Source organism: Paenibacillus xerothermodurans, from assembly GCF_002220865.2.
Lineage (GTDB): Bacteria > Bacillota > Bacilli > Paenibacillales > NBRC-103111 > Paenibacillus_S > Paenibacillus_S xerothermodurans.
On the sequence record NZ_NHRJ02000021.1, the window covers coordinates 47617 to 60527 of the forward strand.

11 protein-coding genes and 1 rRNA gene are annotated in these 12911 nt (G+C 50.0%); all 12 read right to left on the reverse strand.

What is annotated here, in order from left to right:
• Positions 1-325 precede the first annotated feature (325 nt).
• The 12 genes from gltX to rrf all read right to left on the reverse strand — a co-directional run bounded on the left by gltX (position 326) and on the right by rrf (position 12882).
• On the reverse strand, positions 326-1783 hold the full coding sequence (gene gltX, locus CBW46_RS20255) for a glutamate--tRNA ligase (protein WP_089201773.1): 1458 nt from the start codon (positions 1781-1783) through the stop codon (positions 326-328).
• Positions 1784-1830: 47 nt separating this feature from the next.
• A complete protein-coding gene (ispF, locus tag CBW46_RS20260) occupies positions 1831-2316 on the reverse strand; it encodes a 2-C-methyl-D-erythritol 2,4-cyclodiphosphate synthase (RefSeq protein ID WP_089201774.1) in 486 nt (161 codons plus the stop codon).
• On the reverse strand, positions 2313-3017 hold the full coding sequence (ispD, locus tag CBW46_RS20265) for a 2-C-methyl-D-erythritol 4-phosphate cytidylyltransferase (protein ID WP_089201775.1): 705 nt from the start codon (positions 3015-3017) through the stop codon (positions 2313-2315). Before ispD ends, ispF begins: the two co-directional genes overlap by 4 nt.
• Before the next feature lie 49 nt (positions 3018-3066).
• A complete protein-coding gene (locus tag CBW46_RS20270) occupies positions 3067-4164 on the reverse strand; it encodes a PIN/TRAM domain-containing protein (protein WP_089201776.1) in 1098 nt (365 codons plus the stop codon).
• A 155-nt stretch (positions 4165-4319) separates the two neighbouring features.
• On the reverse strand, positions 4320-5054 hold the full coding sequence (gene pssA / locus CBW46_RS20275) for a CDP-diacylglycerol--serine O-phosphatidyltransferase (protein ID WP_089201777.1): 735 nt from the start codon (positions 5052-5054) through the stop codon (positions 4320-4322).
• A 73-nt stretch (positions 5055-5127) separates the two neighbouring features.
• Positions 5128-6207, reverse strand: a complete 1080-nt coding sequence (gene disA / locus CBW46_RS20280; RefSeq protein ID WP_089201778.1) for a DNA integrity scanning diadenylate cyclase DisA — start codon at positions 6205-6207, stop codon at positions 5128-5130.
• A gap of 227 nt (positions 6208-6434) precedes the next feature.
• The gene (radA, locus tag CBW46_RS20285) at positions 6435-7802 is read right to left on the reverse strand and encodes a DNA repair protein RadA (protein ID WP_089201779.1); all 1368 of its coding nucleotides are present in this window, start codon (positions 7800-7802) and stop codon (positions 6435-6437) included.
• 161 nt (positions 7803-7963) lie between these two features.
• Positions 7964-10408 (reverse strand): ATP-dependent protease ATP-binding subunit ClpC, encoded by a 2445-nt coding sequence (gene clpC / locus CBW46_RS20290; RefSeq protein ID WP_089201780.1) that lies wholly within the window; start codon positions 10406-10408, stop codon positions 7964-7966.
• Positions 10409-10470: 62 nt separating this feature from the next.
• The gene (gene mcsB, locus CBW46_RS20295; protein ID WP_089201781.1) at positions 10471-11547 is read right to left on the reverse strand and encodes a protein-arginine kinase McsB; all 1077 of its coding nucleotides are present in this window, start codon (positions 11545-11547) and stop codon (positions 10471-10473) included.
• A 30-nt stretch (positions 11548-11577) separates the two neighbouring features.
• Positions 11578-12096 carry a protein-arginine kinase activator protein McsA gene (mcsA, locus tag CBW46_RS20300; RefSeq protein ID WP_089201782.1) on the reverse strand — a complete coding sequence of 173 codons (519 nt, stop codon included), beginning with the start codon at positions 12094-12096 and terminating at the stop codon, positions 11578-11580.
• Between the two features lie 13 nt (positions 12097-12109).
• Positions 12110-12571 (reverse strand): CtsR family transcriptional regulator, encoded by a 462-nt coding sequence (locus tag CBW46_RS20305; RefSeq protein ID WP_089201783.1) that lies wholly within the window; start codon positions 12569-12571, stop codon positions 12110-12112.
• A 194-nt stretch (positions 12572-12765) separates the two neighbouring features.
• Positions 12766-12882, reverse strand: a 5S ribosomal RNA gene (rrf, locus tag CBW46_RS20310).
• Between the last annotated feature and the right edge of the window lie 29 nt (positions 12883-12911).

A 12911-nucleotide genomic window follows, 5' to 3' on the forward strand; every position in this document is an offset into this window, starting at 1 on the left:
CTCTGCTTGGACATCCGATCGATATCCGTCTTTGTGTGTTCGTAACGTGAACAAGCCCGGTATGACTACCCCGCTGTTATAAGTAAGACAAACAAGCAGCGGCTCGTCGATACGGCTCCCGGGTGCACTTCCAATCGCGGGGAGTGAACAAATTCCAGCGCTGCCCGGCTGATCCGGGTCCGTTTGCCCTCTCTGTGAATCCCCTGTGCGATTGTACTCTCCCGCTCTGCGCCATGATGCATTTATGTTTTATGGGCCTTATACACAACGCCCATCGTTTTTGCTGATTATACAGTTGTCTCATTATAACGAATCACACTACGATTTACAATAAATTGTTCAACCTGGAGATCACCTTATCTTTTCCGAGCAAAAATACGCTGACGTTCAAATCAGGGCCATGCATTTGACCGGTTAAGGCAACCCTTATCGTCATAAACAGCTGTTTGCCTTTATAGCCGGTCGCTCTCTGAACGGCTTTAAGCATCACAGGGATTTGCTCGACCGTGAAGCTTACCGCCTGCCCCACTTGCTCGAGAAATGAACGCAGCACAATGGGCACATGCTCTTCGCCCAGCAACGCCTTTGTCTCCTCGTTTTCGTATTCCACCTCATCGCGGAAAAACAGCTCGGTCAGCGGTACGATCTCAGCGGCGTAATGCATCCTCTCTTGATAGAGAGCAACCAAGCGGTTCACCCATTCCTGCTGCTCATCACTTAAATCAGCGGGGAGCAAGCCGGCCTTCTGCAAGTGGGGCAAGCATAAGGCCACGATACGGGATAAGTCCGCTTGCTTGATGTATTGGTTGTTCATCCAGTTCAGTTTATCCATATCGAACACCGCGGGACTCTTGGACACACGATCCAGGTCAAACTGCTCGATCAACTCGTCCCGGGTGAACATTTCTTCTTCTCCTTTAGGTGACCAGCCGAGCAAAGCAATGAAGTTCAGCACCGCTTCAGGCAAATAGCCGAGCTCTTTATATTGCTGTATAAACTGTATGATGGATTCATCCCGCTTACTCATCTTTTTCCGGTCCTGATTTAAAATCAGAGATAGATGGGCAAAATCCGGCACCGGCATCTCCAATGCTTCATACATCAATATTTGTCTCGGCGTGTTGGACAAATGCTCCTCTCCGCGGATCACCAGATTAACCTGCATCAGATGGTCATCCAGAATGACAGCGAAATTGTATGTCGGAATGCCATCGGGCCGCACGATGATAAAATCACCTATGCCGTTGGATTCGAATTCCACATGCCCGCGGATGCGATCATCGAAGGAGATAACACGATCCTCGGGCACACGGAAACGGATAGAAGGTTTACGTCCCTCCGCTTCGAACCGCTCTGCCTGCTCAGGCGTCAAATGGCAGCATTTTCCCGAATAACGCGGCATCTCACCCTTGGCCTCTTGCTCGGCACGTTCCCGCTCCAAATCCTCCTCGGAGCAGTAGCAATGGTAGGCGCTGCCTTTTCGTAAAAGCTGGTCTATAAAGGGCTGGTATAAGTTGAGACGTTCCGTTTGCCGATAAGGGGCGAATGGTCCCCCCACGTCAATACTCTCATCCCAATCCAGGCCTAGCCACTTTAAGCCCTCCAGCTGGCTGGCTATCCCCGATTCTACATGCCTTGTCTGGTCCGTATCCTCGAACCTTATAATAAATTGTCCATTATGCTTGCGGGCCATCAAATAATCGAATAATGCCGTACGTGCGCCGCCTATGTGTAAATGGCCGGTAGGACTTGGCGCGTATCTCACTCGAAGTTGACCTGACATTGATGCTTGCTCCCTTCTCAAATAAACCGTAGACCGATTAGTTCCTGTTATGATAGCACATCCTGGATAAGGCAAACAACCGACTGTGCGGCGATGCCCTCGCCCCGGCCAGTGAAGCCTAACTGCTCCGTAGTGGTCGCTTTCACGTTCACTTGTGATGGCGACGCCTCCACCGCTTCCGCTATCCGTGCAACCATGGCAGGAATATGCGGTGCCATCTTCGGTCTCTGTGCAATGATGGTCGCATCCAGGTTGCCCAGCTTGTAGCCGGCTTTTTTCGCCAACTGCCACACCTGCAGCAGCAATGCATAGCTGTCCGCATCTTTGAAAGCCTGATCCGTGTCAGGAAAATGTGTGCCAATGTCCCCCATGCCGAGCGCCCCCAGAATTGCGTCACTGATTGCGTGCAGCAATACATCGGCGTCAGAGTGCCCTAACAGTCCTTTTTCATATGGAATCTCTACGCCGCCAATAATGCATCGTCTTCCTGTCACCAGCTGATGCACGTCGAAGCCTTGACCTACTCGAATCATCCCTTGTTCTCTCCCCTAACATTGTCCATAATCCATTCAGCCCATCGCAGATCCTCCGGCGTAGTGATTTTGATATTGCAATAATCACTCTCTACCACTTGCACCGGTGTGCCGATCCGCTCAACCAGCATGGCGTCATCGGTGCCGGTAAAACCATCCCTGTCCGCCTGCTCATAAGCCTGTTTCAGCATGGAAAGACGAAAAGCTTGTGGGGTTTGAATCGCCCACAAGCTGCGCCGGTCCGGCGTAGACTGAATCGTACCTGCGTTATTGACTACTTTAATGGTATCCTTCACCGGAACAGCCAGAACGGCCGCCTCCGCCGCCTGTGCCATGCGCCAGCAGCTCAAGACATGCTCTGCACTCACCAATGGGCGCACTCCGTCATGTACCATCACCCATTCCACATCCGGGCCTAGCTGCTGCAGCCCTATATGAACGGAGTGCTGCCGCTCGGCACCTCCCGGCACGATGTGATGAACTTTACTTAACCCAAATTGTTCAACATAGCCGCTGCAGCGGACGACGTCGTCCACGCCGGTCACCAGCACGATTGTATCCACTTCATCTATCCGTTGAAACAATGACAAGGTATGTACCAGTATTGGCTTGCCCTGCAATTCCAAGTATTGCTTACTTTCTTGCGTGCGCATACGGGAGCCTTTCCCCGCAGCCACCACTACAACAGCCAACCGGCCCATCGCGTCATCACCTACCGCCTACTTTTAAGCTCCTCTTATCATATACGTTTTAGAGCGCTTTTTCCAATAGTTTCGGTTTAGCGAAAATCATCCGTCCTGCGGACGTTTGGAGCACGCTGGTCACTAACACATCCAAGGTCGTTCCAATGAAATCCCTACCGCCCTCAACGACGATCATCGTGCCATCGTCCAGATACGCGACGCCCTGCCCATGCTCTTTGCCGTCCTTGATGACCTGAACCAAAATTTCTTCGCCCGGCAGCACCACCGGTTTGACCGCATTCGCCAAATCATTGATGTTTAATACGGAAACCCCTTGCAGCTCGCAGACCTTATTTAGGTTAAAGTCATTGGTAATGACTTTCCCTTGCAGCACTTTCGCTAATTTCACGAGCTTGCTGTCTACTTCGGAAATTTCCTCAAAATCGCCTTCATATATCAGCACCTTAACATCCAGCTCTTTTTGGATTTTATTAAGGATATCGAGTCCCCTACGTCCCCGGTTGCGTTTCAGCAAATCCGACGAATCAGCAATATGCTGCAGTTCCTCCAGTACGAACTCGGGAATGACCAATGTGCCCTCGATAAAACCGGTTTTGCATATATCGGCGATGCGTCCATCAATGATAACACTTGTATCCAGAATTTTGTGCTCTTCAAACTCTTTGCCCTCATTTGCTGCATTGCGGTCTTTGATCGGCCGGCCTCTGGTCAGGAGCATCATCACTTCATCCTTTTTGACACAGCCAAGCCTGTAGCCTACAAATCCTAACCCGGCTGTGAATGCCAGATGCCAAAGGGGCGAAAACCATCCGGCTTGTTCGAACGGAGTTAGAATCATTATGGCAAAAAACAGCCCAACGATCAGCCCGCCTGTACCTGCAGCGATGTCGGCAACTGGCACACGCGCCATCGTATCCTCTCCCCGGCGAAGCCAATTCGCACCAACTACCGCCACCCATGAGCTGAGCGCATAAAACAGAACAGTTCCAACCAACATTAGCCAATACATCTGCCCGGCCACTTCACCGATGCCAAACACCTTCTCTATGAAACTAAAAAATGGTTTGCCAACGGTATCACTCCACTCGTACGCCAACAGACCTCCAATAACTGCAAATAAGCTTTGAAACCATCTTTTCATCATAGACTCACCTCCACGTTTCGTATGCAATAATTCGATTCGTTACAATTATTATCAAAAAGCCGGAAGCCTAATCGTCCATTGCCAAAGAAAATAAAAAAAAAGCATCATTTCCCTGTTATAAAGGAAAATAAATGCTTTTCATTTTCAGCGTAGTTCTATAGTGAGCCTGTTTCCGATTTAGCGTCGTCCATGGATTCCATTTTTCTTTTCCGTCTTCTAAAGAGACGTTCAACGTTTTTTTTTAAGCCATACAGCGCATACAACAGAAGCGGCACAAAAATCATCTTCGAGAGGGATCCCGGAAATTGCATTGCAACTATGACCGCGGTGAGGACGACTATAGGCGTGATCCAAATAGCTTTCTTCGGGATGCCGACTTTTTTGAAATTAGGATACTTTACGGTGCTAACCATTAAGTATGATAACAGTAACGTACTCAGGATCAACACGATTGAGTTCAGCTCCTTATGAAACAGCGCCAGTGTGCACAGAACACCGCCGGCCGCAGGAATCGGCAAGCCGATAAAGTATCCCGGTACCCCGGCAACAACATTGAAACGAGCCAAACGCAGCGCGCCGCAAATTGGGAATATCGCCGTCACGATCCAAGCCACCGCAGGCGGCAGCGGTTCGAAGGCAACCACATACATAATAAAAGCCGGTGCAACACCGAACGAAATCACATCCGATAGAGAATCAAGTTCCTTACCAAAGTCACTCTGCGCGTTGAGTGCGCGTGCCACCCGCCCATCCAAGCCATCCAACAGCATCGCCACAATGACCATAATAGCAGCAAGCTCAGGTTTGTCATTAAAGACGGAAATAATCGAAATGATTCCCAAAAACAGGTTACCTATGGTAAAAAGATTGGGAAGAGATTTGGTTAACATGATTTGTCCACCTCTGGTTTACTGTACCCTAAATGGTGCAAATATATCAGGATACCATTAGATTGTATGAAAGTTAAATATGTCTGTCAATGATGACTTGGTCGCGAATACGTTTGAGACCTTCCTTTATGGTCCGGGCACGTACTTCGCCGATCCCGTCCACTTCATCCAGCTCATCAATAGTCGCCATCATCAAATGAGGCAGCCGGTTGAATTTTTCCACCAGATTTTGAACAATCACCGACGGGAGACGAGGAATTTTATTCAGCACGCGATAGCCTCTTGGTGAAACCGTCTCTTCCGCGCTGCTGTTCAACTGAGTGTAGCCCATAAGCCGTGCGATGTGATAATGGTCAAGCATTTCCTCGGACGCCAAACGTTTGAAGCTGTTGGCCATGTCCTTTATCTTTTCATCGTTGAGTTCTTTCACATAATCCTTCAATAGCAGCTGTGCCTCTACTTCTGTATTACCCACTAATTCCTCCAACTGCATACTAATTAACCGACCTTCCGTGCCGAGCTCGTTGATGTAGCGCTGTATTTCCGTTTTGATCCGAAGAACCATCTCAACACGCTGTATCACGCTGGTAACGTCGTGAAGGGCTACCAGTTCTTCAAATTCAAATGCGCCCAAATTCGTGAGCTCTTGATCAAGCACGGTCTTGTAACGATCTAACGTTTGAATAGCCTGATTGGCTTTGGTTAGAATCACGCCTATATCTTTGAGCGCGTAGCGCAGGTTGCCTTGATACAGCGTGATTACATTTCTGCGTTGGGAGATAGATACGACAAGCTTGGAGGTTTGCTTTGCAACCCGTTCCGCAGTCCGATGTCTAATCCCCGTTTCTGAAGAAGAGATGGAGGAATCCGGGATTAACTGTGTATTGGCATAAAGAATTCTTTTAATGTCCTCACTTAAAATGATGGCCCCGTCCATTTTGGCTAGCTCATATAGGTAATTTGGAGAGAAATCACAGTTGATGGAGAACCCGCCGTCAACGATTTCCATCACCTCAGGGCTGTAGCCTACCACGATTAGAGCACCGGTCTTGGCACGGAGCACATTCTCCAAACCTTCCCGAAAAGCGGTACCCGGCGCCACCAGCTGCAGCAGCTGGCTCATTACTTCCCGTTTGTTTTCGTCCTTGCTCATGTTGTCCCCCCTTAAGTTTTGCCTTGCAAAACTCACTTGGTAAAGCACACGTGCCGTTTTTGCGCAGCAAAACTCCATGTCTTCCGCACACGCACCGGTGGATGCAGCACAACTACATTCAGCGGCAGACACTCCGTTGCGCGTGAGTATCAGGCACTCCCGCAGCGTGCCCACCGTCGCACCTCTCAGTGCAGAACCTACTCTTTCAGTGCAAAAAACACATTGGCCTACCCCAGACAGGCTTTCAAGGCCTCAGCTACTGTGTTCACACCAATGATTTCGATACCTTTAGGCGGGGTCCACCCTTTCAGGCTTTTTTCAGGCAAAATCACCCTGCGAAAGCCAAGTTTCTCCGCCTCTTTCACCCTTTGATCCACCCGAGAGACGCCTCTAACCTCACCCGTTAGCCCTACCTCGCCGAATACGACATCAAACGGCTGCGTGGGCTGCTCTCTTAAGCTCGATGCAATGCTTACCGCAATCGCTAAGTCAACTGCAGGCTCATCGAGTTTTACGCCCCCTGCGACATTGATATAGGCGTCTTGGTTTTGCAAAAACATGCCGATGCGTTTTTCCAATACTGCTATGACTAGCGCCAATCTGTTATGATCAATGCCTGTCGCCATGCGCCGCGGTGATGGAAAATTAGTTGCTGTGACCAGTGCCTGAAGCTCGACCAGCACGGGCCGCGTGCCCTCCATGCTGGCTACGACCGTAGAACCCGAGACGCCAAGCGGTCTCTCCGACAAAAACAGCTCCGACGGATTATTTACTTCGACCAGTCCGCCCTCCTGCATTTCAAAGATACCAATCTCGTGCGTCGCACCAAAGCGATTCTTCACCGCCCGCAGCAGCCGGTAAGAGTGATGCCGTTCCCCCTCGAAGTACAATACGCAATCGACCATGTGTTCGAGAAGCCTCGGGCCCGCTAAGGCTCCTTCCTTAGTCACATGCCCTACCAGTACGGTAGCAATGCCCCTTATTTTGGCGATGCGCATAAAATGACCCGTGCATTCCCGCACTTGGGCGACGCTGCCGGGAGCGGAGACCACCGCTGGGTGATAAACCGTTTGGATCGAATCGATGACCAGAAAATCCGGTTGGATCTCGTCAATCGCCGCCTCTATGTGCTCCAGGTTCGTCTCGCACAGCACGAATAACAGTTCCGAGGTCGCATTCAACCGGTCGGCGCGCAGCTTCGTCTGGCGTACAGATTCCTCACCTGACACGTACAACACTTTTTTGTCACTTTGCGTCAAGTCGAACGAGGTTTGCAACAGGAGCGTGGATTTCCCGATTCCCGGATCGCCCCCGACAAGCAAAAGTGAGCCAGGCACCAATCCGCCCCCCAGCACACGATTCAGTTCTTTGTTGCGAGTGAGTATTCGGTCTTCCTCACTGCCTTCGATATTTATAATTGAGATGGGCTTCTCCTTCGTCCTCAATAGAGAGGAGTGCACGCCCTGAGTTTTAGTTATAGTTTCCAATTCTTCCACAAAGCTATTCCATGCTTGACAACCCGGACATTTTCCAAGCCACTTCGGCGATTCATGTCCGCACTCCGAGCAGAAAAACTTTATTTTTTGCTTAGCCATCTCTCTGCTCCTAGCTGCTTATTGTTATAGTCCTGCTTTGATCCCATGTATGTATATCAAAGTTTACCATCTTGAGTAGGCAAAGAAAACCCTCTCCACCTGCTGAAAAACAAAAAACATCCCACAGCACCGGATGGCACTGCAGGATGTTCCGAGACAAGTTATGAGTTTGTTGTCACGCCTTGACTGCGTTCAACGGTGAGCTCACCGTCTTTTTCGTCGATAGTGAGCGTGTCGCCTTTCGAGATCACACCGCGGAGAAGTTCTTCTGACAAGCGGTCCTCAATGTGCTTCTGAATCGCCCTGCGAAGCGGTCTTGCCCCGTACGCCGGATCGAATCCTTCTTTGGCCAGGAAGGCTAACGCATTATCAGTGAGATGGAATTCCACCTCTTGCTCCTTCAGACGCTTGCGCAGCTCATCAGCCATCAAACTTACAATTTGCGCGATGTGCGCCTCTTCCAACGCGTGGAACACGATGATTTCATCGATCCGATTCAAGAACTCCGGACGGAAGCTCTTTTTCAGCTCACCCATGACTTTATCCTTCATGTTGCCATAGTCTTTGCCCGCATCCTGAGCCGCTGTAAAGCCAAGAGTGGAGTTTCTCTTGATCAGGTCGGCACCGACGTTAGACGTCATGATAATCAAAGTGTTGCGGAAGTCAACTGTGCGGCCTTTGGAGTCGGTCAAGCGTCCGTCCTCCAGCACCTGCAGCAGAATGTTGAATACTTCCGGATGCGCTTTTTCAATTTCATCCAGCAGCACGACCGAATACGGCTTGCGGCGGACCTTCTCGGTCAATTGGCCGCCTTCTTCATAACCGACATATCCCGGAGGCGCACCTACTAAACGAGATGTTGAATGTTTCTCCATGTACTCGGACATATCGATACGAATTACGGCATTCTCGTCGCCAAACATTGCTTCTGCCAGTGCACGTGCCAGCTCCGTTTTACCGACACCAGTCGGCCCCAGGAAGATGAATGAGCCCATTGGCCGTTTCGGATCCTTCAGTCCTGCTCTCGCGCGGCGGATGGCTCGGCTGACTGCTTTAACCGCTTCATCCTGCCCGATCACACGATCATGCAGAATGGATTCCATTTGCAGCAGACGTTGGGTTTCTTCCTCCGCCAGTTTAACAACCGGAATGCCAGTCCAGCTAGCCACGACCTGGGCAATATCTTCAGGTGTGACTTCGGAATCTGTACGTCCTTGTTTTTCTTTCCACTCGTTTTTGGTGCTGTCCAGTTCCTCACGCAGCTTTTGTTCTGTGTCACGCAGAGCAGCCGCCTTCTCAAACTCCTGGCTTTGAACTGCGGAGTCTTTTTCTTTGCGGATGTCCTCCAGCTTACCTTCCATGTCTTTCAAATCTGGCGGTACAGTGTAGGACTTCAGCCTTACTCTGGAGCCCGCCTCATCTATCAAGTCAATCGCTTTGTCCGGCAAAAAGCGGTCCGTAATATATCGGTCGGACAATTTGACTGCTTGCTCGATTGCCTCGTCCGTTATCTTCACGCGGTGATGGGCCTCATAGCGATCACGCAAACCGTGGAGAATTTGAATAGCTTCATCTACCGACGGCTGATCTACCGTAATCGGTTGGAAACGTCTCTCCAACGCTGCATCCTTTTCGATGTATTTGCGGTATTCGTCCAAAGTTGTGGCACCGATACATTGCAACTCGCCTCTAGCCAAAGCTGGCTTCAAAATATTGGAAGCGTCAATTGCTCCTTCTGCTCCACCGGCACCGATAAGAGTATGCAGTTCGTCGATAAACAGAATGATGTTTCCTGCTTGACGGATTTCATCCATAATTTTTTTCAGTCGATCTTCGAATTCCCCACGGTATTTGGTGCCGGCCACTACGGACCCCATATCCAGCGTCATTACACGTTTATCGCGTAGTGTTTCGGGGATCTCATTGTTGATAATTTTCTGTGCCAAGCCTTCGGCAATGGCGGTCTTACCGACACCTGGCTCACCGATGAGCACCGGATTGTTTTTCGTTCTGCGGCTCAACACTTGGATAACCCGCTCGATCTCTTTGCTTCGTCCGATGACCGGATCCAGATTGCCGTCCTTCGCGAAGGCCGTCAGATCCCGTGCGAGACCGTCCAAGGTTGGTGTATTCGCGTTCGCGTTGTTGCCATGGTTATTGGAGACCACCTCGCTGCTGCCTAACAGCTGCAGAACCTGCTGGCGGGCTTTATTCAAGCTCACGCCGAGGTTGTTCAGTACGCGGGCTGCGACGCCCTCGCCCTCACGGATCAGTCCAAGCAGAATATGTTCAGTGCCGACATATGTGTGGCCTAACTTGCGTGCCTCGTCCATAGACAGTTCAATCACTTTTTTCGCACGCGGGGTGTATGCAATGTTGGTTGGTTGTTCTTGTCCTCTGCCAATCAGAGCCTCGACCTCGTCCTGAATTTTTTCCAGACCAAGACCCAAGGCGATCAGTGCCTTTGCGGCAATGCCGTCCCCTTCGCGGATTAATCCAAGCAAAATATGCTCTGTACCAATGTTATTATGACCTAAGCGAACGGCTTCCTCTTGAGCGAGGGACAATACTTTTTGTGCGCGTTCCGTAAATCTTCCAAACATCATTACGTGACACCTCCATTAAAGAATAAATAGCATTCGAGCACGTGCGCTACGTTTGAACGAATTTACATCGCTTGCGTTGACTGATCCTTGAATTTGTCCCGTATCAGTTGGGCGCGCCTGATGTCTCGTTCCTCAGCGGTGAGTTTTTCTCCTGCCACCTGTTGCAGAAAACCAGGCTGAGTCATCACCAGCAGTTCATTCATCACCTGGATCGGTACATTTTTAATAATGCCCAAATCGATTCCAAGACGCACATCAGACAGCCGCTGCGCTGCTTCCTTAGAATCCATTATAGCCGCAAAGGATAGGATTCCAAACGAACGGCTCACACGATCTACCAGCTTGGCTTTTGTTTCAGCCCGGAGCTTTTCACGTGCCGCCCGCTCATGCTCTATGATCTGCCGGACTACTCCGTACAGATTATCAATAATTTCTTGCTCGGATTGGCCCAGTGTAATCTGATTTGAGATCTGAAATAGGTTGCCCAAAGCTTCGCTGCCTTCGCCGTACAGGCCTCTGACAGCCAGACCCACCTGCGTGATAGCCGACAGAATCCGATTGATTTGCTGCGTGATCGCAAGGGCCGGCAGATGAATCATCACTGACGCCCGAATGCCCGTGCCCACATTGGTCGGGCAGCTCGTCAGAAAACCGCGTTGTTCATCGAACGCATAGTCCAGATGCACCTCGAAAATGTCGTCGATTTGGCTAGCTAAATCCCAAGCTTCCTCTATCTGAAATCCAGGGTACAAACACTGTATGCGCAAATGATCCTCCTCGTTGACCATGATGCTGATGGATTCGTTATCACTTAAAATAACGGCTCCGTTTCGCGATTCATTAGCCAATGCCGGACTGATCAAGCGCTTTTCCACCAGCACCCTTTTCTCCAGCTCATCCAACGTATCCAATGACAGCAGAGAGAAATTGCTTATAGTCCGAAGATCTTCGCTCTCGAGCACGCCCGACAGCTTGTCGAGTACCTCTCTAGATTGAAGATTAGTGGATAGCATCGGAAATGGATACGATTGGAGGTTTCTTGCAATTCGGATTCTGCTGCTGATGACGATGTCCGAATCCGGGCCTTCGGCTTTCATCCATTCGCTTAAAGCCTGCTGTGTGAATTGATTCGCTGTCATAAGTATTCCTCCTTGAGACTTAAAAGGAACTTATCCTTCGGCCACCTTTTTTTCGAGCTCCCGGATTTCATCGCGGAGCTGCGCCGCTTCTTCGAATTCCTCCTGTTTAATTCGGAGAAGTAGTTCTTTCTTTAAGGTTTCAATCTCTCTCTTACGCTTTATTAACCCACCCGAGCGCTTCGGAACCTTCCCTGTGTGAACCGTGTTGCCATGCACTCGCTTAAACAGCGGATCCAACTTGTCGTCGAAATGCTTATAACACGAGCTGCATCCAAACCTGCCAACCTTGCTGAACTGGCTGTATGTTAGGCCGCAATGCTCGCAACGTGTCGGCTGCCGTTTGGAACTCAAACTGCTCTGAGAAGGCGGCTCAAAATTGAGTATACCCGACAATAAGTTGTGGATTGAAAAACCGTTCGGTGTACCGGGAATCATCTCCCCTTTTTCTCGGGCGCAAGTTTCGCAAATGTGGAATTCCGTTTTTTCGCCGTTCAATATTTTGGTGAAATGAAGCGTAGCTTGCCTTTTCCCGCATTCCTGACAAAGCATGGACATCCCCTCCTTATTTACTCAACAAGGAAATCAACATCGCCTTTAAGATATTGGCTCGTATCTCATCCCTAAGCGGCAGCTTCAACAGTAATGCCTCTCGGGACACAGCCGCGCGCATCAATGCGGCCTCTCTTGAAGTAAGGTAACCACTCTCCTCCAATTGATACAATAGCCCTTCAGACGCGGTCTGGTCGATCTGGGAACTGATTGTTTTGAATATATGGTCAAGCACCGAGCCATGGGCGTTCAGCGCGATCTTTTGGATGCGGATATACCCGCCGCCGCCCCGCTTGCTCTCAACGATATACCCTTTTTCCAAGGTAAATCTGGTGCTAATTACGTAGTTGATCTGTGACGGCACACACTCGAATCGGTCCGCCAGGTCGTTCCGCTGAATCTCGATCACACCTTCACTACTCTGCTGCAGAATTTGTTTCAGGTATTGTTCGATGACTTCAGAGACATTACGCATCAATTTCACCTCCTAGCCAAGAAGTAAATTGACTTTGACTTTCTTTGACTTTACAAACATTATAGCAGTTTTTAGATAATTTGCAACTCCCGTGGTTGAGATATTATATTATTCGCCAACACAAGATCTTCATGCCTGAGTAGAAAACAACGACAAAAGCCGCTTTGGATTCATCCAAAGCGGCTTGTTTGTTTGCTTGGCAACGTCCTACTCTCCCAAGACCCTGCGGTCTAAGTACCATCGGCGCTGGAGGGCTTAACGGTCGTGTTCGAGATGGGAACGCGTGGTTCCCCTCCGCCATCATCACCAAACGTATTCAGTTGTTCAGGTTCCCGGATGG

Bases quoted from the DNA above. Each gene is read 5' to 3' on its own strand.
- clpC (WP_089201780.1), bottom strand. From the start codon at position 10,408: ATGATGTTTGGAAGATTTACGGAACGCGCACAAAAAGTATTGTCCCTC.
- mcsB (WP_089201781.1), bottom strand. From the start codon at position 11,547: ATGACAGCGAATCAATTCACACAGCAGGCTTTAAGCGAATGGATGAAA.
- ispF (WP_089201774.1), bottom strand. From the start codon at position 2,316: ATGATTCGAGTAGGTCAAGGCTTCGACGTGCATCAGCTGGTGACAGGA.
- ispD (WP_089201775.1), bottom strand. From the start codon at position 3,017: ATGGGCCGGTTGGCTGTTGTAGTGGTGGCTGCGGGGAAAGGCTCCCGT.
- CBW46_RS20270 (WP_089201776.1), bottom strand. From the start codon at position 4,164: ATGATGAAAAGATGGTTTCAAAGCTTATTTGCAGTTATTGGAGGTCTG.
- pssA (WP_089201777.1), bottom strand. From the start codon at position 5,054: ATGTTAACCAAATCTCTTCCCAATCTTTTTACCATAGGTAACCTGTTT.
- disA (WP_089201778.1), bottom strand. From the start codon at position 6,207: ATGAGCAAGGACGAAAACAAACGGGAAGTAATGAGCCAGCTGCTGCAG.
- CBW46_RS20305 (WP_089201783.1), bottom strand. From the start codon at position 12,571: ATGCGTAATGTCTCTGAAGTCATCGAACAATACCTGAAACAAATTCTG.
- gltX (WP_089201773.1), bottom strand. From the start codon at position 1,783: ATGTCAGGTCAACTTCGAGTGAGATACGCGCCAAGTCCTACCGGCCAT.
- radA (WP_089201779.1), bottom strand. From the start codon at position 7,802: ATGGCTAAGCAAAAAATAAAGTTTTTCTGCTCGGAGTGCGGACATGAA.
- mcsA (WP_089201782.1), bottom strand. From the start codon at position 12,096: ATGCTTTGTCAGGAATGCGGGAAAAGGCAAGCTACGCTTCATTTCACC.